Here is a 20,461-nt window from a genome sequence, read left to right as displayed (position 1 = left end):
CGGCGGAACTGCGCGTCCGGCGCGGCATGGACGTGGCTGGCGGCGAGCGGCTTCAGGTACTGCCCGCCCGGCGCGTCGCGCTCGTCCAGCACCAGCACGGCGCAGCCGGCCTCGGCCGCGGCGATGGCGGCGGAGAGGCCGGCCGGGCCGGCGCCGACCACCAGGATCTCCGGCGCAAGTTCCTCGGCCTGCGGCGCGGGTTCCGGGGCGAGTGGGGCGGCGCCGGCGGCGCTTTCCACCACCATCCCCGGCGCGACCTTGGCCAGGCAGGCGCGCTGGTTGGCGCGGCCGTCGATCGTCACCAGGCAGTCGAAGCACGCGCCCATGCCGCACCAGAGGCCCCGCGGCGCGCCGGAGCCGGTGCGCCGATACGCCAGGATGCCGGCGGCGGAGAGCGCGGCGGCCACCGTCTCCCCGGGCAGCGCGGAAATCGGGCGGCCGTCGAAGGTGATGCCCACCGCATCGGCAGTCGGCGTGATGTGCGGATGGGTCAATCGCATCGAAGGGGGGTTGTCGTCCTGTTCGATTGGCGGTCGGATGTTCGCACGACACGACCTGGCACGACAGGGAGCCCCCGACCATGGCAGGCGAGCCCTTCCGCGGCTGCTACACGGTTCTCGTCACCCCCTTCACCGAGGGGGGCGAGGCCGTGGACATCAAGGCGCTGGAGCGCCTGGTGGAATTCCAGATCCGCGAGGGCATCCGCGGCCTGATCCCGCTCGGCTCGACCGGCGAGTTCCTCTCGGTCTCGCCGGAGGAGCGCACGGCCATCGTGGAGACGGTCGTGAAGACCGCCGCTGGCCGCGTGCCCGTGATCATCGGCACCGGCGCGGAGGACACACGCGAGGTGGTGCGGACCTCGAAGGAAGCCGAGGCGCTGGGCGCCGACGGCGTCATGATCATCCCGCCCTTCTATTCCGTGCCGACGCTGGCGGAGATGGTGCACCACTACGACACGGTGGCGAAGGCCATCGGCATCCCGATCATGGTCTACAACAACCCGGCGACGGCGAATGTGGACATGACGCCGGAGATGCTGGCCGAGATCAGCCGCATCCCGAACTGCCGCTACGTGAAGGAGAGCACGCTGGAGGTGACGCGCGTGCGCGACATCGTCGCGCTGTGCGGCGACCGCATGGAGGTCTTCGCGGGCGTGCTGGGCTACGAGAGCGCCTGGCTCGGCGCGATCGGCTGGGTGGCGGTGTGCAGCAACCTGGCCCCGCGCCTGTCCACCGAGATGTTCCACGCCGCCGCCTTCGACAAGGACATGGACCGCGCGCTGGCGCTGTACCGGCGGCTGGCGCCACTGCTGCCCTGGGTGGGCGGGCCGCGCTACGTCGCCGGCACCAAGGCGGGCTTCCGGCTGATGGGCATGGGCATGGGCGATCCCCGCCCGCCAAGACTGCCGCTGCCGGCGGCGGACGTGCCGCGCCTGGCCGCCGTGCTGCAGGGCATGGGGCTGCTGGCGCAGGGCGCGAAGCTCGCGGCCGACTGAGACGGACTACCAGGGAGAGGAGTGGACATGATGCGTCGTCTTCTGCTGGCCGCGATCGCGGCCGCCTTCGCCGGACCCGCCTTCGCGCAGGCGCCGGCCTGCACGCCGCGCGTCGCCGACAGCGAGCTGGTGAAGCCGCGCACGCTGGTGATGTCCACCAACCCCACCCTGCCGCCGCTGCAGTTCGTCAACGCGCAGGGCCAGCTGCAGGGCATGCGCATCGAGCTGGGCAACGAGATCGCGCGTCGCCTGTGCCTGACGCCGGAATACGTTCGCATCGAGTTCAGCGCGATGATCCCGGGCCTGGCGGCGCGCCGCTGGGACATGATCAACACCGGCATCTTCTTCACCGAAGAGCGCGCGCGGATGATGCAGATGATCCGCTACGAGAACAACGCGGTGGCGATCAGCGCGGCGCGCGGCAACCCGCGCAACATCCGCACGCAGGAGGACCTGGCCGGCCGGACGGTGGGGGTGGAGATCGGCGGCTTCGAGGAGCGCACGCTGCGCGGCATCAGCCAGCAGCTCGTCTCCGCCGGCCGGCCGGCGATCAACATCCGCACCTTCGACAACTTCGCCGTCGCCTTCCAGGCACTGCGTGCAGGCCAGGTGGAAGCAGTGACGAGCATCGACGCCGTCGCCGCGGAATATGACCAGCGCGGCGAGTTCCCTCGCGTGCTGCATGGGATCAACGCGACGCCCGCGGCGCTGGCCTTCCGTTCCCGCCCGCTGGCCGAGCAGGTCTCCTGGGCGCTGCAGCAGATGCTGGCCGATGGCAGCCTGGAGCGGCTGTTCAACCAGTATGGCGTGCAGATCGCCGACCGCGCCTTCGCGATCTTCGGGCCCCAGTGACAGGTGACAAACGGCGGCCTGCGCACGTCGCGCAGGCCGAGGCCGCAGACGCGGCCCGCGCCCGGACCGATCGCCCCGGCCGGCAGACGAGTGGCCGGCTCGAAGCCGAGGCGGCGGAGCCGCCGCCCGGCGTCTGAGGGCACATGCATATCTGGTCCTGGTCGGGATTCCTCGACTACCTCTTCAATCCCTTCCTGCTGGAAGGTGCGGTCGTCACGCTGTGGCTGACGGTGGCGTCGCTCGCCTGCGGTCTGGTGCTCGGCATCCTGCTCGCGCTGATGCGGCTGTCGCCGAACCGCGGTCTGTCCACCCTGGCCGCGACCTATTGCTGGCTGTTCCGCGGCACGCCGCTGCTGGTGCAGCTGCTCATCATCTACACCGGCCTGCCGCTGTTCGGCATCCGCTTCAGCGTGACCCAGGCGGCGCTGCTCGGCCTTTCGCTGAACGAGGCGGCCTATCTCAGCGAGATCGTGCGCGCGGGCATCCTGGCCGTGGGCAAGGGGCAGAAGGAAGCAGGCATCGCGCTCGGCCTCTCGAAGGTGCAGGTGTTCCGCACCATCACCTGGCCGCAGGCGCTGCGCATCATCATCCCGCCGCTCGGCAACAGCGTGAACGGGCTGCTCAAGACGACCTCGGTCGCCTCCGTGATCTCCATGGAGGAGCTGCTGCGACGGACGCAGATCCTGATCCAGGAGCGCTTCATGGTGCTGGAGCTCTTCATCGCCGCGGCGATCTGGTACCTGGTGATGACCACCGCCTGGGAATTCGTGCAGCGCCGGCTCGAGGCGCGCTACGGTCGCGCCTACGCGCTCGACGCGGCGGACCGTCGATAGGAAGGGAGAACCCGATGGCAGAGTATGATCTCGCGATCCGCGGCGGCCTGGTCGCCACCGGCTTCGGCGCGGTGCGCTGCGACGTCGGCGTGAAGGACGGCCGCATCGCCGCCATCGCCGAGAAGGTCGAAGGCGCCGCGCGGACGATCGACGCCGCCGGGCTATACGTGCTCCCGGGCGGCGTGGACAGCCATTGCCACATCGAGGAGACCTCGCGCGGCGGCTACACCATGTCCGACGGCGAGCCGCAGGTGACGGTGAACGAGGAGAGCTTCGTCACCGCCTCCACCAGCGCCTTCGCCGGCGGCACCACCAGCGTGGTGTGCTTCATCCCGCAGTGGAAGGGCTTCGGCATCTGGGAACGCTACCAGGACGCCCGGACGCGCGGCGAGACCGGCATGCTGGACTTCGCCTTCCACCAGATCATCAGCGATCCGACCGACGCGGTGATCCATGACGAGGTGCCGAAGGTGGTGGCGGAGGGCGTGCGCAGCCTGAAGGTGTTCCTCACCTACGAGCCGCTGCACCTTTCCGACGCCGAATACATCAAGGTGCTGATCGCCGCGCGGAAGCATGGCTGCCTGGTGACGGTGCATTGCGAGAACTACGACGCGATAGGCTGGCGCACCCAGGCACTGCTGGCGGCCGGCATGACCGGCCCGAAATACCACGCCTGGTCGCGCCCGCGCGTGGTGGAGCGGGAGGCGACGCACCGCGCCATCGCGCTGGCGGAGCTGGTGGACCAGCCGATCCAGGTCTTCCACGTCTCCTGCGAGGATGCCGCCGAGGAGATCGCCCGCGCCCAGGCGCGCGGCGTGAAGGTGTGGGGCGAGACCTGCCCGCAATACGTGACACTGACGGCGGCCGACATGGACCGCCCCGGCTTCGAGGGCGCGAAGTTCATGTGCAGCCCCGCCCCGCGCGACACCGCGGAGCATGCCCGCATCTGGGAGATGATCCGCCGCGGCACGCTCGACGTCGTCTCCTCCGACCATTGCGGCTTCAGCTACGAGGGCACGCGCGGCAAGGGCTCCAGCGGGCGCGACGCCAGCTTCGAGAAGATCCCGAACGGCATCCCGGGCCTGGCGGCGCGGCTGCCCATCGTGTTCAGCGAGGGCGTCTCCAAGGGGCGGATCGGGTTGGAGGAATTCGTGAAGCTGACCGCGACCAACCCGGCGCGGATCATGGGTCTCTATCCGAAGAAGGGGGTGATCCAGCCGGGCAGCGACGCCGACATCGTGCTGTGGGATCCCGCGAAGAAGGTGACGCTGACCAACGCGCTGATGCAGCACGCCATCGACTACACGCCCTATGAGGGGCTGGAGGTCACCGGCTGGCCTGTCAGCACGATCCGCCGGGGCGAGGTGGTGATGCGCGACGGCAAGGTGCAGGCCGAGCCCGGGACCGGCCGCTTCCTGCCTCGGGGCCCCTACGACCTCGTGAAGCCGCGGGGCGTGGCGCCGGACGGGTTCATGCCGGGCTGAGGCGGCGCAGCAGCGCGGCCAGGCCGGGCTCCTGGACGAGCGCAGCGGCGGCGGCCGGCGTGAACAGCCGCCGCTCCCGCTCGCGCCGCTCCGGCCAGTCGTGCAGCAGGCGCGCGACCCGGAAGCGGAAGACCAGGACCTCGAGCGGCAGCACCTCGCCACGACTCGTCCGCTTGCCATAGGCGTAGGTGCCGAGCGGCAGGATCTCCGCCTCGCCCGACAGCCCGGCTTCCTCGAAGGCTTCGCGGGCGGCGCTGCGGTGCGGCGCCTCGTGCGGCTCGACCCAGCCCTTCGGCAGCACCCAGCGTCGTGTCTCCCGGCTGGTGACGAGCACGATGCGCAGCGCCGCGCCGCTGCCCAGCATAGGCAGCGCCGCGCTCTGGCGCCGCGCCTGGCCGCTCGACCGCGATGTTCCCAGCAGCCCGTCGGGCATTCCGCCTTGCTTCCCCAACCGCGCGAGACGCCGGACCCAGAAGCCGGCATGCAATGAACCGCGCATCGGGTTACTAAACGGTCAAGGCGAGATGAAGTAAAGACCCACCATGCAGGTCGGGAACAAATCCTTTCAATAGTCGCGCCCGCTGCAGGCTCGCACGGTATTGTCGTGCTGGCATGCGAGTCAGAAACGAAGTCCCATGCTGCGGACCATGGCGCTGTCCTCGGCATAGAACTCCCGCGCATAGCGGGCATAGCCCTCGCCATCGGCATACATCAGCGGCATGTCGAAGCGCTCCAGGATGGCCAGGTGCGCCGGATCCTGCAGCGAATCCCGGAAGGCGTCGTGGAGGATGCGGACGACCTCGGGGTCCATCCCCCGCGGGCCGGCCACGCCATAGGGCGAGGAATTCACGATGGGCACCCCGGCCTCGCGCAGGGTCGGCGCCATCTGGAAGCGGGCGGGGCGCTGCTCGCCCCAGGTCGCCAGCAGGCGCAGCCTTCCGTCCCGCACCAGCTCGGCCCAGACGCTGCTCTCGGCCGACACGTTGATCTGGCCGGCCAGCAGGGCCTGGATGTTGTCGGCGCCCCCGCGGAAGGGCACGTGCACCCACTGGATGCCGCCGGACAGCTGCGCGATGCGCTCCATCGTCACGTCGAGCGTGGCGACCCCCGGCGTGCCGTAGGTGATCTTCCCGGGATTGGCGCGGGCGTCGGCCAGCAGCTCCAGCAGGGTCTGCCAGGGCGCGTCGGCGCGCACCACGATGCCGAAGGTGTAGCCGACCAGGCGGATCACCCAGGTGAAGTCGGTCAGCGGGTCGTAGGGCGGGCGCGCCATCATGACCGGGACGCGGAAGACCGAGTTCGGCATGACGGAGAGGGTGTACCCGTCCGGCCGCGTGCCCTGGGCGAGGGTGGTGGCGCCCAGCGTGCCGCCGGCGCCTGGCTTGTTCTCGATCACCACCGGCTGGCCGAGGCGGCGCGCGGCGCCCTCGCTGAGCGCGCGCATCTGGATGTCGGTGGTGCCGCCCGGCGGGAAGGGCACGTAGATGCGGATCGCCCGGTCGGGGAAGCGCCCCTGGCCCAGCGCCGGCCGCGTCAGTGCCGCCAGCCCCACGCCCAGCGCCGCGCGGCGGCGGATACCCTGCCCCGTCATGGTCCCCTCCCCCGGGATCGTTGCGGAACAGACTAGTCGGGCAGGCCGCCGGCCGCCACCACCCGGCGGATGTGGTGGTCCACGTCGCCGAACAGCACGCCGAGCATGGTCAGCCGCTTGAAGTAGTGGCCCGCCTTGTATTCCTCGGTCATGGCGATGCCGCCATGCAGCTGGATGGCGTCCTTGCCCAGCTGATCCGCCAGCCGCCCGACCAGCGCCTTGGCCGCGGACAGCGCGGTGGCGCGCGCTGCGGGGTCGGAGCCCTGCACCATCATGGCGGCATACATCGCCATGCTGCGGGCCTGCTCGGTGGCGACCAGCATGTCGGCCGCGCGGTGCTGCAGGGCCTGGAATTCGCCGATCGGGCGGCCGAATTGCTGGCGGGTCTTGAGGTAGTCCACCGTCAGGTCGCGCAGCGTCTCCATCGCGCCCACCGCCTCCGCGCAGAGAGCGGCGATCGCCTCGTCGGCGACCAGCTCGATCAGCGGCAGCGCATCGGCGGCGAGCAGCGTGGCGCGCGCGCCTTCCAGCACCACCTCCGCCGCGCGCAGACCGTCCTGCGTGGCATAGCCGCGGCGCGTCACGCCGGGCGTCGCGGGATCCAGCAGGAACAGCCCGATGCCCGCGCGGTCGCGGCGGCCGCCGGCGGTGCGGGCCGAGACGAGGAGGCGATCCGCGCTGTCGCCATGCAGCGCCACGCCCTTGGCGCCGTCCAGGACCCACGCATCGCCGTCCTGCCGGGCGGTGGTGGCGATGTCGTGCAGGTCGTGCCGCGCCTGGCGTTCCTGGTGGGCGAAGGCCAGCGTCGTCCCGCCGGCAGCGACCTCCGCCAGCAGGTCCTCCTGCCCGCCTGCGCGGCGCAGCAGGCCGAGGCCGAGCACGACCGTGGCGAGGTAGGGTTCCACCACCAGGCCGCGGCCGATGGCTTCCATGACCAGCAGCGCCTCTACGGGGCCTCCGCCGAAGCCGCCCTGCTCCTCGCTCAGCGGCAGGCCGAGCAGGCCCATCTCCGCCATGGCGGACCAGTTGGCCGCGGCGTAGCCCTTGGCTTCCGCGCGATAGGCCTTGCGCTTCTCGAAGTCGCCGTAGCGGTCGGAGACGAAGCGGTTGACGCTGTCGGCCAGCAGGCGCTGTTCGTCGGTGAGGTCGAAATCCATCGTCAATCACACCCGCGCAGGAATTGGCACCAGACGCCGCGCGGTTGCGCGGCGAGGCCGCGAACGCGGCCCGCGGCTCGTGCCGCGCACTTGCAGATCACAGCCCCAGGAAGGCTTTCGCGATGATGTTCCGCTGGATCTCGTTGCTGCCGCCGTAGATCGAGACCTTGCGGTAGTTGAAGAACAGCGGCGCCGCGGCATCCGCCCATTCGGGGCCGACCGAGGGCAGGTTCGCCCCGTCCTCGTCGCGGTCCGGCCGCGGCATCGCGTAGGGGCCGGCGACCTCCATCAGCAGCTGCGTCGCCTGCTGCTGGATCTCGCTGCCCTTGATCTTGAGGATGGAGGAGGAGGGGTCGGGCTTGTCGGCCGCGCGCGTGCGCTGCGCGGCGACGACGCGCATCTGCGTGATCTCCAGCGCCTTCAGCTCGATCTCGGACCAGGCGAGGCGGCGCCGGAAATCGGGATCGTCCCACACCGTGCCCTCGCCGGCCGGCGTCTCCTGTGCCAGGCGCTTCACGCGGGCCAGGCGTTCCTTCGTCAGGCCGATGCGGGCGATGCCGATGCGTTCGTTGGAGAGCAGGAACTTGGCGTAGTCCCATCCCTTGTTGAGCTCACCGACCAGGTTCTCCGCCGGGACCTTCACCTCGTCGAAGAACACCTCGTTCACCTCGTGCCCGCCATCGATGGTGATGATCGGGCGCACGGTGATACCGGGCGTCTTCATGTCGATCAGCAGGAAGGAGATGCCCTCCTGCTTCTTGCGCGCGTTCGGGTCGGTGCGGACCAGGCAGAAGATCCAGTCGGCATACTGCCCCAGCGTGGTCCAGGTCTTCTGGCCGTTGACGACGAACTCGTCCCCTTCGCGCCGCGCGGTGGTCTTGAGGCTGGCGAGGTCGGAGCCAGCGCCGGGCTCGCTGAAGCCCTGCGCCCACCAGATGTCGAGATTCGCGGTGGGCGGCAGGAAGCGCTGCTTCTGCGCCGCGTTGCCGAAGGTGGCGATGACCGGGCCGACCATGTTCACGTTGAAGGAGAGCGGCTGCGGCACGGCGGCGGCCTGGATCTCCTCGGAGAAGATGTAGCGCTGCACCGGCGTCCAGTCCTTGCCGCCCCATTCCACCGGCCAGTTCGGCACGGACAGGCCATGCGCGTGCAGCACGCGCTGCGTCGTCACGATGTCCTCGCGCGAGAGCTTGCGGCCCTCGCTGACCTTGCGGCGGATCTCAGCCGGGATCTCGCGGCGGAAGAAGGCGCGCAGCTCGTCGCGGAAGGCGATCTCGTCCGCGGTGTAGCGGAGGTCCATCTCAGCCTGCTCCCTGGAATTCGGCCTTCAGCGCGCTCGCCAGCAGCTTGCCGGCCGGGCTCTTCGGCAATTCGTCGCGGATTTCGAGCGCGGCCGGCAGCTCGTGCCTGCCAAGGCGGTCGGCGAGGAAGGCGCGCAGCGCCTCCAGCGTGAAGGGGCGCGCGCCCGGCTTCAACGCGACGAAGGCCTTGGCCGCCTGGCCGCGATAGTCGTCGGGCACGCCGATGACGATGCATTCGGCGACATCGGGGTGTTCGTAGATCGCCTGCTCGATCTGCGCGGGATAGACGTTGAAGCCGCCGGACAGGATCATGTTCTTGCGGCGGTCCACCAACGTGAAGAAGCCGCGCTCGTCCATCCAGCCCATGTCGCCGGTCAGGAACCAGCCATCGGCGAAGGCGCGCGCATTCTCCTCCGGGCGGTTCCAGTAGCCGCCGAAGACGTTGGGGCCGCGGATCGCGATCTCGCCGACCTCGCCCACCGCGCGCGGCTGCGTCGGCGCGTCGGGATCGACGATGCGCAGCTCGATCGCCGGCAACGGGAGGCCGATCAGGCCGGCACGGCGCGGCGCATCCGGCGGCAGGCGCGTGCCGGCGGGGCAGGTCTCCGTCATGCCCCAGCCGCCGCCGATGCGTCGGCCGACGAGGGCTTCCAGCTTCTGCTGCACCTCGAAGGGCATGGGCGCGCCGCCGGAACTGACCTGGCGCAGCGTGGCGAAGGACTCCGGCCGCACGCCCGGCAGGTTGAGGATGCCGATCCACATGGTCGGCACGCCGGAGAAGGTGTTGATGCGCAGCCGCTCCATGTCGGCCACCGCCTGCGCCGCGTCGAAGCGCACGCGCAGGTGGCACAGGCTGCCTTCCGCCATCTGGCGCAGCAGCACCGCGGTCAGCGCGAAGATGTGGAACAGCGGCAGCAGCACGAGGACGCGCCCCTCACCTTCCGGCAGCGAGGTGCTGTCGCGCCAGGCCTTGTAGATGGAGACCGCGGCGGTGAGGTTGCCGTGGGTGAGCATGGCGCCCTTCGGCGTGCCGGTGGTGCCGCCGGTGTATTGCAGCAGCGCGAGATCGGCGGGCGCGAGCGACGGCCATTCCCGCGGCGGATCGGCTTCCGGCAGCGCGGCGAAGCCGGTGGCGGCGTCCTCGCCGCCCCAGCGCGCCTCCGGCGCCAGCAGCGCGCGCGGCACGGCCCCCTCCTCCACCAGCCATTCGGCATTGGCGACCAGCGGTGCGAAGCCGGTGGTGACCAGCAGCGTCGCTCCGGCATCGCGCGCCTTGTGCGCGATCTCCCGCTTCGCATCGAGGGCGGAGAGATGCACCACGCGCGCACCGGTGCGCAGCGCGGCGAAGAAGCAGACGGGATGCCAGGGCGTGTTGGGCAGGTAGAGCGCCACACAATCGCCGCGGCCGACGCCCTGCGCCATCAGCCCCGCCGCGACCCGGTCCGCCAGGGCCTTCAGCTGCGCATAGGCCAGGACATGGCCGCGATACTCGATGGCCGGGCGGTCGCCGAATCGCGCCGCGACATGGTCCAGGAAGCCGGGCAGCGTGCCCTGCGCGATGGGGACGTCCCACCGGCATTCGGGCGGATAGCTGGCTTCCCAGGGATGCATCAGCCGGGCTTCAGGCCGGAAAAGCTGGCGCCATCCCCGGCCCCCGCCAGCCGCGCGAGCAGCGGCGCCGGGGCCAGGCTCTCGTCGCCGGTGGCCTGCGCGAAGGCCGCAAGCCGCGCGGCCACCTCCTTCAGGCCGCGCGCATCGGCCCAGTGCATCGGGCCGCCGCGCCAGGCCGGCCAGTTGTAGCCGTGCAGCCAGACGACATCGATGTCGCCGGGGCGCGCCGCGATGCCTTCCTCCAGGATGCGCGCGCCCTCGTTCACCATAGGCAGCAGCAGCCGGTCGAGGATCTCGTCCTGCGCGATGGCGCGCCGCGTCACGCCTTCCTGCGCGCTGATCCTCTCGATCAGCGCGGCCACTTCGGGATCCGGCACGCCGGCCCGCGCGCCGTCGGGGTAGAGGAAGAAGCCCTTGCCGGTCTTCTGGCCGAGGCGCCCGGCCTCCACCAGCGCATCGGCCACCGGGGCGCGCTTGCCGGTGGCGCGGCGGATGCGCCAGCCGATATCGAGGCCGGCGAGGTCGGACATGGCGCAGGGCCCCATGCGGAAGCCGAAATCGGTCAGCGCCCTGTCGATGCTCTCGGGCAGCGCGCCCTCCAGCAGCAGGCGTTCGACCTGCGCGGTGCGGCGCGCCAGCATGCGGTTGCCGACGAAGCCGAAGCAGACACCGACCACGACCGGCACCTTGCCGAGCCTGCGCCCGACCTCCGCCGCAGTCGCCAGCGCGTCCGGCGCGGTCGCCTTCGCGCGCACCACCTCCAGCAGCTTCATCACATTGGCCGGCGAGAAGAAGTGCATGCCGAGCACGTCGCCGGGGCGCGACGTGGCCGCCGCCATCTCGTCGATGTCGAGGTAGGAGGTGTTGGAGGCCAGCACCGCGCCGGGCTTCGCGACCCTGTCGAGCTTCGCGAAGACCTCCTTCTTGAGGCCCATCTCCTCGAACACGGCCTCGACGATCATGTCGGCCTCGTTCGCGGCATCCAGGCCGACCGCGCCCTCGATCAACGCCATGCGGGCGTCGCGTGCATCGGACGCCAGGCTGCCGCGCTTCACGCTGGCGTCGTAGGTGGAGCGGATGCGCGCGATGCCGCGCTGCATCGCCGCCTCGTCGGTCTCGATGACGCGCACGGGAATCCCGGCATTGGCGAAGCACATGGCGATGCCGGCACCCATGGTGCCCGCGCCGAGCACGGCCGCGCGCTCCACCTTTCGCGGCTTCGTGCCGGCCGGCAGGTTGGCGATCTTCGCCGCCTCACGCTCGGCGAAGAAGACGTGGCGCAGCGCCTTGCTGCGCGGGTCCTGCAGCAGGTCCAGGAAGGCCTGGCGCTCGCGCGCCACCGCCTGATCGAAGGGCAGGTCGAAGGCGTCGCGGACGCAGGCGATCATGGCGGCGACCTGCGGCTCCGTCGCGGCGCGCTTCGCCAGCGCGGCGGCCTCCGCCTCGAACGCGTCGCGCGGGCCAAGGCCGCCGTCGCGCCGGGAGACCGGCACGGGCAGGCTGCCATTGGTCAGGCCGGCGGCATGCGCCATCGCCACCATCCGCAAGTCGTCCTCTGCCAGCACGTCGCCAAGCCCGGCTGCCATCGCGGCCTTGGCATCCAGCGGGTCGCCCGAGGCCATCAGGCGCAGCGCGGCGGCCGCGCCCATCAGCCGCGGGGCACGCTGCGTGCCGCCGCTGCCGGGCAGCAGGCCGAGCTTCACCTCCGGCAGGCCGAGCTTCGCGGCGGGGCCCAGCACGCGCGCGCTGCACGCCATCGCCACTTCCAGCCCGCCGCCGAGAGCCGCGGCGTGGATGGCGGCAACGACGGGCTTCGGGCAGCCATCGATCAGCGCGATGAGCTCCGCCAGCGTGGGCGAGACGGGCGGCTTGCCGAATTCCGAGATGTCGGCCCCGGCGATCCAGGTGCGGCCTTCGGCAGCGATCACGAGCGCGCGAACCGCCGGATCCCCCGCCGCGCGGCGCACCGCATCGGCCAACGCACCACGCATCGCGGCCGACAGCGCGTTGACGGGCGGGCTTGCGATGGTCGCCACCGCGATGCCCTCATTCGCCTCGTACCGCACCGGTCCGGCCATGCCGCGCCTCCCTCCGGCCGCTTCGCCCGGCGGCCGCCCGCCTGCATCGCGCAGGGGCGGAGGGCGGTCAAGGCAAGGCGACGTGGACGCGCGGCGCCGCCGGCGGCATCCTCCGGCCCCGCAACCGACCGGACCTCCCATGGCGCTGCCGCCCATCCTGCAGAAGCTCGCGCTGCCTGTCATCGGCGCGCCGCTGTTCATCGTCTCCAATCCCGAGCTGGTGATCGCCCAGTGCCGCGGCGGCATCGTCGGCGCCTTCCCGGCGCTGAACGCCCGCCCGAAGGAGGAGCTGGATGTCTGGCTCACGCGCATCCAGGCCGCGCTGGGCCCGGAGGACGCGCCCTTCGCGGTGAACCAGATCGTGCATTCCTCCAACGATCGGCTGGAGCACGACCTGGAGGTCTGCGCACGGCATCGCGTGCCGATGATCATCACCTCGCTGCGCGCGCCGGGCGAGGTGGTGAAGGCGGTGCATGGCTGGGGCGGCGTCATCTTCCACGACGTGACGAACCTGCGCCATGCCGAGAAGGCGCTGGAGGCCGGCGTGGACGGGCTCATCCTGGTGGCGGCAGGCGCGGGTGGTCATGCCGGCACGCTCAGTCCCTTCGCGCTGGTCGCCGAGGTGCGGCGCATCTGGGACGGGCCGATCGCGCTGTCCGGTTCCATCACGCAGGGCCGGCAGATCCTGGCGGCGCAGGCGATGGGCGCGGACCTGGCCTACATGGGCACGCGCTTTATCGCGACGGCGGAAGCCAATGCCGCGGAACGCTACAAGGCGATGATCGTCGAGAGCAGCGCGGCGGACATCGTCTACACGCCCTATTTCAGCGGCGTGCACGGCAACTACCTCAAGCCCTCGATCGCGGCGCAGGGGCTTGACCCCGATGCCCTGCCGGAGGCCGACAAGACGAAGATGAGCTTCGGCACCAACCGCGTCCGGCCCTGGAAGGACATCTGGGGCGCCGGCCAGGGCGTCGGCAGCATCGCCGATGCCCCACCCGCCGCCCAGGTGATCGCGCGGCTGCGGCGGGAATACCTTGCCGCCCGGGAAGCGTTGACCGCCGGCGCGACGCACGCCTAGCGTTTCGTCCAGGGACTGCAGATCCCGGAGGAAGCGCCATGCATCGTCGTTCATTGCTGGCCGGCAGCGCCGGTCTTGCACTCGCGCCGTTCGGCGCGCCCGCCATCGCCCAGCCCGCGCGCGCGGCGACGCTGCGCTTCGTGCCCCAGGCCAACCTGACCGCGCTGGACCCGATCTGGACCTCGGCCATCGTCACCCAGATGCATGGCTACCACGTCTATGACACGCTCTACGCGCTGGACGCGCGGCTGCGGCCGCAGCCACAGATGGCGCAGGGGCACGAGACCTCGGCCGATGGCCGCAGCTGGCGCATCACGCTGCGCGAGGGTCTGCGCTTCCACGACGGCGAGCCGGTGCGCGCGCGCGACTGCACGGCGTCCCTGGCGCGCTGGTCGAAGCGCGATCCGTTCGGACAGATACTCGCCGCAGTGGTGGACGAATGGCGCGCGGCCGACGACCGCACCATCGAGATCCGCCTGAAGCGCCCCTTCCCGCTGATGCTGGACGCGCTGGCCAAGCCCGACGCGAACGTGCCCTTCATCATGCCGGAGCGCCTGGCGCAGACGGATGCCAACGCTCAGGTCGGAGAGGTGGTGGGCAGCGGCCCCTTCCGCTTCGTGCGCGGCGAGTTCGTCTCCGGCAGCCGCGTGGTCTATGCGAAGAACGACGCCTATGTGCCGCGGTCCGAACCGGCCAGCGGCGCGGCGGGCGGAAAGTTGGCGCATTTCGCACGGGTGGAGTGGCACATCCTGCCAGACCCGGCGACCGCCGCCGCTGCCTTGCAGGCCGGCGAGGTGGACTGGCTGGAACAGCCGCTGACGGACCTGATCCCCACCCTGCAGCGAAACCGCAACATCGAGGTGGGCGTGCTGAACGAGGCGGGCATCATGTCCATCATGCGCCTCAACCACCTGCAGGCGCCGTTCAACAACCTCCGCGCGCGGCAGGCGGTGGCGCTGGCGGTGGACCAGGACGAGTACATGCGCGCGACGCTGGGCGACGACCGCGGCGTGTGGCGGCAATGCCGCAGCCTGTTCCCGTGCGGCACGCCGCTGGGCGTGGAGGATCTCTCGCCATTGAACGCACCGCCGCGCAACCTGGACCGCGCGCGCGCCGCACTGGCCGCCAGCGGCTACAACAACGAGAAGGTGGTGATCATCAACCCCACCGACTTCCCGCTGATCGGACCGCACGGCCAGATCACCGCGGACCGTCTGCGGCGCATCGGCTTCAACGTGGAACTGGCGGAGACCGACTGGGGCACGGTGGTGCAGCGGCGCGTCCGCACCGAGCCGGTGGAGCGCGGCGGATGGAGCATCTTCCACACCTACGGCTCGTCCCTGGCCTACCTGAACCCGGCGGTGTCCTCGCTGGTGAAGGGCCCGGGCGCGAGCGGCTGGTTCGGCTGGTACGACAGCCCGCGCGCGCAGGAACTGGTGCAGGCCTGGCTGGACGCGACGGACCCGGCGCAGCAGCAGACCCTGGCGAACGAGCTGAACCGGCTGGCGCAGGACGATGTGGCCACCATCCCGCTCGGCCAGTTCACCATCCGCAACGCCTGGCGCCGCAGCATCACCGGCCACCTGAAGGGCAGCATGCCCTATCCCTGGGGCGTGCGGCCGGCGTAGCGGCGCGGGGAGGGCGCTGCCCTCCCCGGCCCCCACCCGCCAGGAGGCTTAGCCTCCTGGACCTCGGTCGGTTCAACGCCGAAGGCAAAGGGGGCACTGCCCCTTGGCAGGGCGGGTTCGGGAGGGGCAGCGCCCCTCCCGGGCAACCACGTCGGCCCCTCAGGCCGCCCCCGGCGACGCCGCCCGCCAGGCGCGCAGCATCACCAGCCCGACGGCCAGCAGAACCGGCCCGATGAACAGGCCGAGGAAGCCGAAGGCGACGAAGCCGCCGAAGACGCCGATGATGATGATGGAGAGCGGCATCTCCACGCCGCGCTTGATCAGTAGCGGCCGCAGCACGTTGTCGCTGCCGGAGATCACCACCAGCCCCCAGGCCGCCATGAAGATCGCCCAGAGCGTCTGGCCCTGGTCGAACAGCCACCACGCCGCGCCGATCCACATCAGGATCACCAGAGGGCCGAGGATCTGGCTGATCGAGAAGACGAAGGTCAGGAAGCCGAGCAGCGCGGCGGCGGGGATGCCGGCGATGGCGTAGCCGATGCCGGCGAAGATGCCCTGCGCGACAGAGGTGCCGACCACGCCATAGGCCACGGCGCGCACCGCGGCGCCCGCGGTGGTCAGCGATTCCTGGCCCGTCTCGCCGCCGAGGCGCCCGGCGCCGTGGTGCAGCGCCTCCGCGATGACCGGCCCACTCGTCCACAGCATGGTCGCGACCACCAGGGAGAGCAGCATCTGCAGCAGGCTGTCCGCCAGGCCGCCGGCGATGTCGAGCAGCACCGCCTGGATACGGGCGGCATAGGGCGCCAGCGCGCCGCCCAGGTTGCCGCGCGCCTCCGCGATCTTGGCCCAGCCGGCAACCACCTGCTCGCCGACCAGCGGCAGGCGCGCGAGCCATTCGGGCGGGGCGTCGGGGGCGGTCAGGAGGGCGACGCGGGCCCACTCCATGCCGCCATCGATCGCCGCGACCAGGCCGGGCGCGATCAGCAGCGTGGGCACCACGACCGCCGCCAGCACCAGCAGCAGCAGCAGCGCGGCGGTCAGCCCGGGCCGTACGCGTCGCGTCACCAGCGCATCGCGCAGAGGCCACAGCGCGATGGCCAGGATGGCGCCGAACATGATGGCGGTGGCGAAGGGCCGCAGTACCGCCAGGATGCCGAACAGCACGGCGGCCACCGCCGCGAAGGCCAGGCCGCGCTCGATCATCGCGCCGGGCCCGGGCCCCGGTTGCTGCTGGTCCATCGCCGACCTCCCGATCCCGCGGGGAACAGAGCACGCAGCGCCGCGCCGCGGCAATGCTCCGCGGCGGCGTGCCCGTCGGGTCGTCAGCCCAGCAGCTTCTTCACGACCTCGTTCACCAGGGCCGGGTTCCCCTTGCCCTGCATGGCCTTCATGGTCTGGCCGACGAAGAAGCCGAACAGCTTGTCCTTGCCGGACCTGTATTCCGCGACCTTGTCGGCGTTCTTCGCCAGCACATCGGCGACCGCGGCCTCGATCGCGCCGGTGTCCGTCACCTGCTTCAGGCCGCGCTCCTCCACGATCTCGCCGGGCGCCTTGCCGGTCTCGATCATGATCTCGAAGACGTCCTTGGCGATCTTCCCGCTGATCGTGTTGTCGGCGATCAGGTCCAGCAGCCGGCCGAGGTTCTCGGCGGTGACGGGCGGGTCGGTGATGTCGCGCTTCAGGCGGTTCAGCGCGGCGAAGAAATCGCCGGTCACCCAATTGGCTGCCTGCTTGGCGTCGCGGCCCTTGGCCACCGTCTCGAAGAAGGCGGCCGTCTCCTTCTCCAGCGTCAGGACATGCGCGTCGTAGGGGGTCAGGCCCATCGCGACGTAGCGGGCGCGGCGGGCATCCGGCAGTTCGGGCAGCGAGGCCTTCAGCTGCTCGACCCAGGACTTCTCCAGCACCAGGGGCGGCAGGTCGGGCTCCGGGAAGTAGCGATAGTCATGCGCGTCCTCCTTGGAGCGCATGGAGCGCGTGACGCCGCGCTGCGTGTCGAACAGCCGCGTCTCCTGCTCCACCGTGCCACCGGATTCCCAGACCTCGATCTGCCGCCGCGCCTCGGCCTCCACGGCCTGCATGACGAACTTCACGCTGTTGACGTTCTTCACCTCGCAGCGCGTGCGGTAGCTCTCGCCCGCCTTGCGGACGGAGACGTTGACGTCGGCGCGCATGGAGCCTTCGTCCATGTTGCCGTCGCAGGTGCCGAGGTAGCGCAGGATCTGGCGCAGCTTCGTCAGGTAGGCGCCGGCTTCCTCCGGACTGCGCATGTCGGGCTCGGAGACGATCTCCATCAGCGCGACGCCGGAGCGGTTGAGGTCGATGAAGGACTTGGTCGGGTGCTGGTCGTGCAGCGACTTGCCCGCGTCCTGTTCCAGGTGCAGGCGCGTGATGCCGACGGTCTTCTTCGTGCCGTCCGTCAGCTCGATCTCGACCGCGCCCTCGCCGACGATGGGGTGGGCGTACTGGCTGATCTGATAGCCCTGCGGCAGGTCGGCGTAGAAGTAGTTCTTCCGGTCGAAGCGCGACCAGAGGTTGATGTCGGCGTTCAGCCCGAGCCCGGTGCGGACGGCCTGCGCCACGCATTCGCGGTTGATGACGGGCAGCATGCCCGGGAAGCCGGCATCGATGAACGACACCTGGCTGTTCGGCTCCGCGCCGAAGGCGGTGGCGGCGCCGGAGAACAGCTTGGACTGGCTGATGACCTGGGCGTGGACTTCCAGGCCGATGACCAGCTCCCAGGGGCCGGTGCTGCCTTCAATGGTGTAGCTCATGGCCTCTTTCCTTGTGGGCCCCAAGGGACGCAAACCAGTCGAAGACCTTCTCCTGCTCGGCGCGCAGGAAGGCGGCGGGATCGGTGCCGATGCGGGCGCCGAGGCGCACGGCCATGGCGGTGAAGCCCGCCAGCGTGCGCCCTTCCATGCGCCGCGCGGCGACTAGGTGCTTGTTGACGACGATGGCGGACAGCAGCGGCCCGCCGCGCTCCAGCGACCAGGCGCAGAGCGCGTAGAGATGCGGGTCCATCCGGCGCCGCGCGGCGTTCCAGGGCAGGAAGCTCGCGGCCGCGACGTCGGCGTAGGAGAGGCAGCGCCGCTGCTCCGCCGCGGCGCGGATGGCGGCGAGGCTGCGCGCGGTGTCGAGGCGGCCGGCCTCAATGGCGACGCGCAGGCTGTCCTCGGCCGCCGCCGGCGTCATGCGCGCAGCCGCGGCAGCGCCGTGAAGCCCGCCGCCCGCTCGATGGCGGCGCCGACCGCGAAGCAGGTCTCCTCGTCGAAGGGCTTGCCGATCACCTGCAGGCCGAGCGGCAGGCCCTGCGGATCCAGCCCCGCCGGCACCGCCAGCCCCGGCAGCCCGGCCAGGTTCGCCGTCACGGTGAAGACATCGTTTAGGTACATGGTGATCGGGTCGTCCTGCCGCTCCTCGATGCCGAAGGCGGCGGAGGGCGTGGCCGGCGTGACGATGGCGTCCACCTTGCCCCAGGCCTGCTCGAAGTCGCGGCGGATCAGCGCGCGCACCTTCTGCGCCTTGAGGTAGTAGGCGTCGTAGTAGCCGGCGCTCAGCACATAGGTGCCGATCATGATGCGGCGGCGCACTTCCTGGCCGAAGCCCTTCGCGCGCGTGCGCTCGTAGAGGTCGCGGAGGTCGCTGCCCTGCGCCGTCTCGCGCAGGCCGAAGCGCACGCCGTCGTAGCGCGCGAGGTTGGAGGACGCCTCGGCGGGCGCCACGATGTAGTAGGTCGGCAGCGCGTACTTCGTGTGCGGCAGGCTGATCTCGACGGTCTCGGCGCCCTGGTCGCGCAGCCACTGCAGGCCCTGCTGCCACAGCGCCTCGATCTCCGGCGCCATCCCGTCCAGGCGGTATTCCTTCGGCACGCCGATGCGCAGCCCCTTCACGGAGCGTCCGCAGGCGGCGGCGAAGTCCGGCACCGGCAGGTCGGCGGAGGTCGCGTCCTTCGGGTCGAAGCCGGCCATGGACTTCAGCAGGATCGCGCAATCCTCGACGGTGCGCGCCACCGGCCCCGCCTGGTCCAGCGAGGACGCGAAGGCGACGATGCCGAAGCGGGAGCAGCGGCCATAGGTCGGCTTGATGCCGGCGATGCCGCAGAAGGCCGCCGGCTGGCGGATGGAGCCGCCGGTGTCGGTCGCTGTCGCGCCCAGCGCCAGCCGCGCCGCCACCGCCGCCGCCGACCCGCCCGAGGACCCGCCCGGCACCAGCCGCGTGTCCGGGTCGTTGGCGCGGCTCCAGGGGTTCTCGACCGGGCCCGACGCGCTGGTGGTGTTGGAGGAGCCCATGGCGAACTCGTCCAGGTTCACCTTGCCCAGGAACACCGCGCCGTCGCGCAGGAGGTTGGCGGTGACGGTGCTCTCGTAGGGCGGGATGAAGCCGCCGAGGATCCGGCTGCCCGCGGTGGTCTGCACGCCCGCCGTGCAGAACAGGTCCTTGATCGCGAGCGGTGCGCCCTCGAGCAGACCGGCCTTGCCGGCCGCGCGCCGCGCATCGGACGCCTTCGCCGCCTCCAGCGCCTTCTCCCCGGTCACCGTGATGAAGGCGTTGAGGCGCGGGTTCAGCCGGCCGATCGCGTCCAGGAAGGCCTCGGTCAGGGCGACGGAGGTGGTCTCGCCGGCGGCCAGCGCGTCCAGCGCGCCCTTCAGCGTGTGGTCGGTCGGGCGCATCACTCCACCACCTTCGGCACGCCGAAATAGGCGCCCATGCGGTCGGGCGCATTGGCCAGCACCGCGTCGTGCAGGTCGCCGTCCGTCACCTTGTCGTCCCGCATGCGCATGGCGGGCTGGCCTTCCGGCGCACCGCCGGCCATCGGCTCCACGCCGTCCGTGTCCACTGCCTGCAGCTGCTCGATCCAGCCGAGGATGCCGTTGAGCTCGGCCTGCATTCGGCCGACCTCCTCCTCCTCCAGCCGGATGCGGGCGAGCGAGGCGATACGCTTCACCGTGGCGGTGTCGAGCGACATGCGATGCGGTTTTCCAGGCGTTGCGGACCCTGGGCAGGAAGCGCCCGGGCCGGCGGAAGTCAAGGGCCGCGGGCCCGCCGCGGCGTGGCGACGCACGCGGCATGGAGCGCGTTGCAGGCGACATGGCGGCCGAAGCCGCGCCGAAATCCGGCCCGCCGCGCCGACATCCGCCGGAAACCGGGCCCGGCCAGAACCTCCCCGCGCCGACCGGACGGATCCGGCGGCCCATTCGAGGGAGAGATTGCAGTGCACGATACTTCCGACATGTCCTTCCGCCGCCGCCAGGGGCTCGCGGCATTGGCCGGCGCGGTGCTGGGTGGCGCGGCCGTGGGGGCCACCTGGCGGGCCGCGGCCTCCGGGGCCGGGGGCGGCCAGCGCGGGGGC

At 71.3% G+C, this 20,461-nt stretch carries 18 protein-coding genes; 6 read left to right on the top strand and 12 right to left on the bottom strand.

The genetic code is table 11. The features are described 5' to 3' along the window. Positions 1-500: (2Fe-2S)-binding protein (locus tag OZN99_RS08695; protein WP_270934814.1), on the bottom strand; the 500-nt coding region annotated here is incomplete at its 3' end. Positions 501-580: 80 nt separating this feature from the next. On the opposite strand from OZN99_RS08695, the gene OZN99_RS08690 reads away from it, so the two are divergent. From OZN99_RS08690 to hydA, 4 genes are all read left to right on the top strand, one after another. Continuing rightward, a complete protein-coding gene (locus tag OZN99_RS08690) occupies positions 581-1,495 on the top strand; it encodes a dihydrodipicolinate synthase family protein (protein ID WP_270934813.1) in 915 nt (304 codons plus the stop codon). Between the two features lie 27 nt (positions 1,496-1,522). Next, a complete protein-coding gene (locus OZN99_RS08685) occupies positions 1,523-2,347 on the top strand; it encodes an ABC transporter substrate-binding protein (protein ID WP_270934812.1) in 825 nt (274 codons plus the stop codon). A gap of 143 nt (positions 2,348-2,490) precedes the next feature. Then, a complete protein-coding gene (locus OZN99_RS08680) occupies positions 2,491-3,180 on the top strand; it encodes an amino acid ABC transporter permease (protein ID WP_270934811.1) in 690 nt (229 codons plus the stop codon). A 14-nt stretch (positions 3,181-3,194) separates the two neighbouring features. Next, positions 3,195-4,664, top strand: coding sequence for a dihydropyrimidinase (hydA, locus tag OZN99_RS08675; protein ID WP_270934810.1), 1,470 nt, complete (start codon positions 3,195-3,197; stop codon positions 4,662-4,664). On the opposite strand, the gene OZN99_RS08670 is transcribed toward hydA, so the two are convergent. The 6 genes from OZN99_RS08670 to OZN99_RS08645 all read right to left on the bottom strand — a co-directional run bounded on the left by OZN99_RS08670 (position 4,651) and on the right by OZN99_RS08645 (position 12,402). Further along, positions 4,651-5,097, bottom strand: coding sequence for an NUDIX hydrolase (locus tag OZN99_RS08670; RefSeq protein WP_270934809.1), 447 nt, complete (start codon positions 5,095-5,097; stop codon positions 4,651-4,653). The two genes, hydA and OZN99_RS08670, sit on opposite strands and share 14 nt — an antisense overlap. 186 nt (positions 5,098-5,283) lie before the next feature. Next, complete coding sequence (locus OZN99_RS08665) at positions 5,284-6,255, bottom strand: tripartite tricarboxylate transporter substrate binding protein (protein ID WP_270934808.1); 972 nt, start codon at positions 6,253-6,255, stop codon at positions 5,284-5,286. Between the two features lie 32 nt (positions 6,256-6,287). Next, positions 6,288-7,412 carry an acyl-CoA dehydrogenase family protein gene (locus tag OZN99_RS08660; protein ID WP_270934807.1) on the bottom strand — a complete coding sequence of 375 codons (1,125 nt, stop codon included), beginning with the start codon at positions 7,410-7,412 and terminating at the stop codon, positions 6,288-6,290. Between the two features lie 97 nt (positions 7,413-7,509). Continuing rightward, complete coding sequence (locus OZN99_RS08655) at positions 7,510-8,712, bottom strand: acyl-CoA dehydrogenase family protein (RefSeq protein WP_270934806.1); 1,203 nt, start codon at positions 8,710-8,712, stop codon at positions 7,510-7,512. A 1-nt stretch (position 8,713) separates the two neighbouring features. Beyond that, complete coding sequence (locus tag OZN99_RS08650) at positions 8,714-10,324, bottom strand: AMP-binding protein (protein ID WP_270934805.1); 1,611 nt, start codon at positions 10,322-10,324, stop codon at positions 8,714-8,716. Beyond that, positions 10,324-12,402, bottom strand: coding sequence for a 3-hydroxyacyl-CoA dehydrogenase NAD-binding domain-containing protein (locus OZN99_RS08645; RefSeq protein WP_270934804.1), 2,079 nt, complete (start codon positions 12,400-12,402; stop codon positions 10,324-10,326). Before OZN99_RS08645 ends, OZN99_RS08650 begins: the two co-directional genes overlap by 1 nt. 139 nt (positions 12,403-12,541) lie before the next feature. On the opposite strand from OZN99_RS08645, the gene OZN99_RS08640 reads away from it, so the two are divergent. Both OZN99_RS08640 and OZN99_RS08635 read left to right on the top strand, forming a co-directional pair. Then, entirely contained in the window at positions 12,542-13,483 is a 942-nt protein-coding gene (locus OZN99_RS08640) for an NAD(P)H-dependent flavin oxidoreductase (protein ID WP_270934803.1), read from the top strand. A gap of 38 nt (positions 13,484-13,521) precedes the next feature. Continuing rightward, positions 13,522-15,111 carry an ABC transporter substrate-binding protein gene (locus tag OZN99_RS08635; protein ID WP_270934802.1) on the top strand — a complete coding sequence of 530 codons (1,590 nt, stop codon included), beginning with the start codon at positions 13,522-13,524 and terminating at the stop codon, positions 15,109-15,111. Between the two features lie 159 nt (positions 15,112-15,270). On the opposite strand, the gene OZN99_RS08630 is transcribed toward OZN99_RS08635, so the two are convergent. The 5 genes from OZN99_RS08630 to gatC all read right to left on the bottom strand — a co-directional run bounded on the left by OZN99_RS08630 (position 15,271) and on the right by gatC (position 20,077). Beyond that, complete coding sequence (locus tag OZN99_RS08630) at positions 15,271-16,350, bottom strand: AI-2E family transporter (RefSeq protein WP_270934801.1); 1,080 nt, start codon at positions 16,348-16,350, stop codon at positions 15,271-15,273. Positions 16,351-16,433: 83 nt separating this feature from the next. Then, a complete protein-coding gene (gene gatB, locus OZN99_RS08625) occupies positions 16,434-17,882 on the bottom strand; it encodes an Asp-tRNA(Asn)/Glu-tRNA(Gln) amidotransferase subunit GatB (RefSeq protein WP_270934800.1) in 1,449 nt (482 codons plus the stop codon). Then, positions 17,866-18,303 carry a hypothetical protein gene (locus OZN99_RS08620; protein ID WP_270934799.1) on the bottom strand — a complete coding sequence of 146 codons (438 nt, stop codon included), beginning with the start codon at positions 18,301-18,303 and terminating at the stop codon, positions 17,866-17,868. Before OZN99_RS08620 ends, gatB begins: the two co-directional genes overlap by 17 nt. Beyond that, positions 18,300-19,781: an Asp-tRNA(Asn)/Glu-tRNA(Gln) amidotransferase subunit GatA gene (gatA, locus tag OZN99_RS08615; RefSeq protein WP_270934798.1), complete on the bottom strand. Its 1,482-nt coding sequence runs from the start codon at positions 19,779-19,781 to the stop codon at positions 18,300-18,302. The genes OZN99_RS08620 and gatA overlap by 4 nt, the downstream gene beginning before the upstream one ends. After that, positions 19,781-20,077: an Asp-tRNA(Asn)/Glu-tRNA(Gln) amidotransferase subunit GatC gene (gene gatC, locus OZN99_RS08610; protein ID WP_270934797.1), complete on the bottom strand. Its 297-nt coding sequence runs from the start codon at positions 20,075-20,077 to the stop codon at positions 19,781-19,783. The genes gatA and gatC overlap by 1 nt, the downstream gene beginning before the upstream one ends. Between the last annotated feature and the right edge of the window lie 384 nt (positions 20,078-20,461).

The sequence above is a fragment of the Falsiroseomonas oryzae genome, from assembly GCF_027856955.1.
Classification (GTDB): Bacteria; Pseudomonadota; Alphaproteobacteria; order Acetobacterales; family Acetobacteraceae; genus Falsiroseomonas; species Falsiroseomonas oryzae.
The sequence above is the reverse complement of the archived record's forward strand: the minus strand, read 5'-3'. Positions and strand labels throughout refer to the sequence as shown.

Bases quoted from the DNA above. Each gene is read 5' to 3' on its own strand.
- OZN99_RS08690 (WP_270934813.1), top strand. From the start codon at position 581: ATGGCAGGCGAGCCCTTCCGCGGCTGCTACACGGTTCTCGTCACCCCC.
- OZN99_RS08685 (WP_270934812.1), top strand. From the start codon at position 1,523: ATGATGCGTCGTCTTCTGCTGGCCGCGATCGCGGCCGCCTTCGCCGGA.
- OZN99_RS08680 (WP_270934811.1), top strand. From the start codon at position 2,491: ATGCATATCTGGTCCTGGTCGGGATTCCTCGACTACCTCTTCAATCCC.
- hydA (WP_270934810.1), top strand. From the start codon at position 3,195: ATGGCAGAGTATGATCTCGCGATCCGCGGCGGCCTGGTCGCCACCGGC.
- OZN99_RS08670 (WP_270934809.1), bottom strand. From the start codon at position 5,097: ATGCCCGACGGGCTGCTGGGAACATCGCGGTCGAGCGGCCAGGCGCGG.
- OZN99_RS08665 (WP_270934808.1), bottom strand. From the start codon at position 6,255: ATGACGGGGCAGGGTATCCGCCGCCGCGCGGCGCTGGGCGTGGGGCTG.
- OZN99_RS08660 (WP_270934807.1), bottom strand. From the start codon at position 7,412: ATGGATTTCGACCTCACCGACGAACAGCGCCTGCTGGCCGACAGCGTC.
- OZN99_RS08655 (WP_270934806.1), bottom strand. From the start codon at position 8,712: ATGGACCTCCGCTACACCGCGGACGAGATCGCCTTCCGCGACGAGCTG.
- OZN99_RS08650 (WP_270934805.1), bottom strand. From the start codon at position 10,324: ATGCATCCCTGGGAAGCCAGCTATCCGCCCGAATGCCGGTGGGACGTC.
- OZN99_RS08645 (WP_270934804.1), bottom strand. From the start codon at position 12,402: ATGGCCGGACCGGTGCGGTACGAGGCGAATGAGGGCATCGCGGTGGCG.
- OZN99_RS08640 (WP_270934803.1), top strand. From the start codon at position 12,542: ATGGCGCTGCCGCCCATCCTGCAGAAGCTCGCGCTGCCTGTCATCGGC.
- OZN99_RS08635 (WP_270934802.1), top strand. From the start codon at position 13,522: ATGCATCGTCGTTCATTGCTGGCCGGCAGCGCCGGTCTTGCACTCGCG.
- OZN99_RS08630 (WP_270934801.1), bottom strand. From the start codon at position 16,350: ATGGACCAGCAGCAACCGGGGCCCGGGCCCGGCGCGATGATCGAGCGC.
- gatB (WP_270934800.1), bottom strand. From the start codon at position 17,882: ATGAGCTACACCATTGAAGGCAGCACCGGCCCCTGGGAGCTGGTCATC.
- OZN99_RS08620 (WP_270934799.1), bottom strand. From the start codon at position 18,303: ATGACGCCGGCGGCGGCCGAGGACAGCCTGCGCGTCGCCATTGAGGCC.
- gatA (WP_270934798.1), bottom strand. From the start codon at position 19,781: ATGCGCCCGACCGACCACACGCTGAAGGGCGCGCTGGACGCGCTGGCC.
- gatC (WP_270934797.1), bottom strand. From the start codon at position 20,077: ATGTCGCTCGACACCGCCACGGTGAAGCGTATCGCCTCGCTCGCCCGC.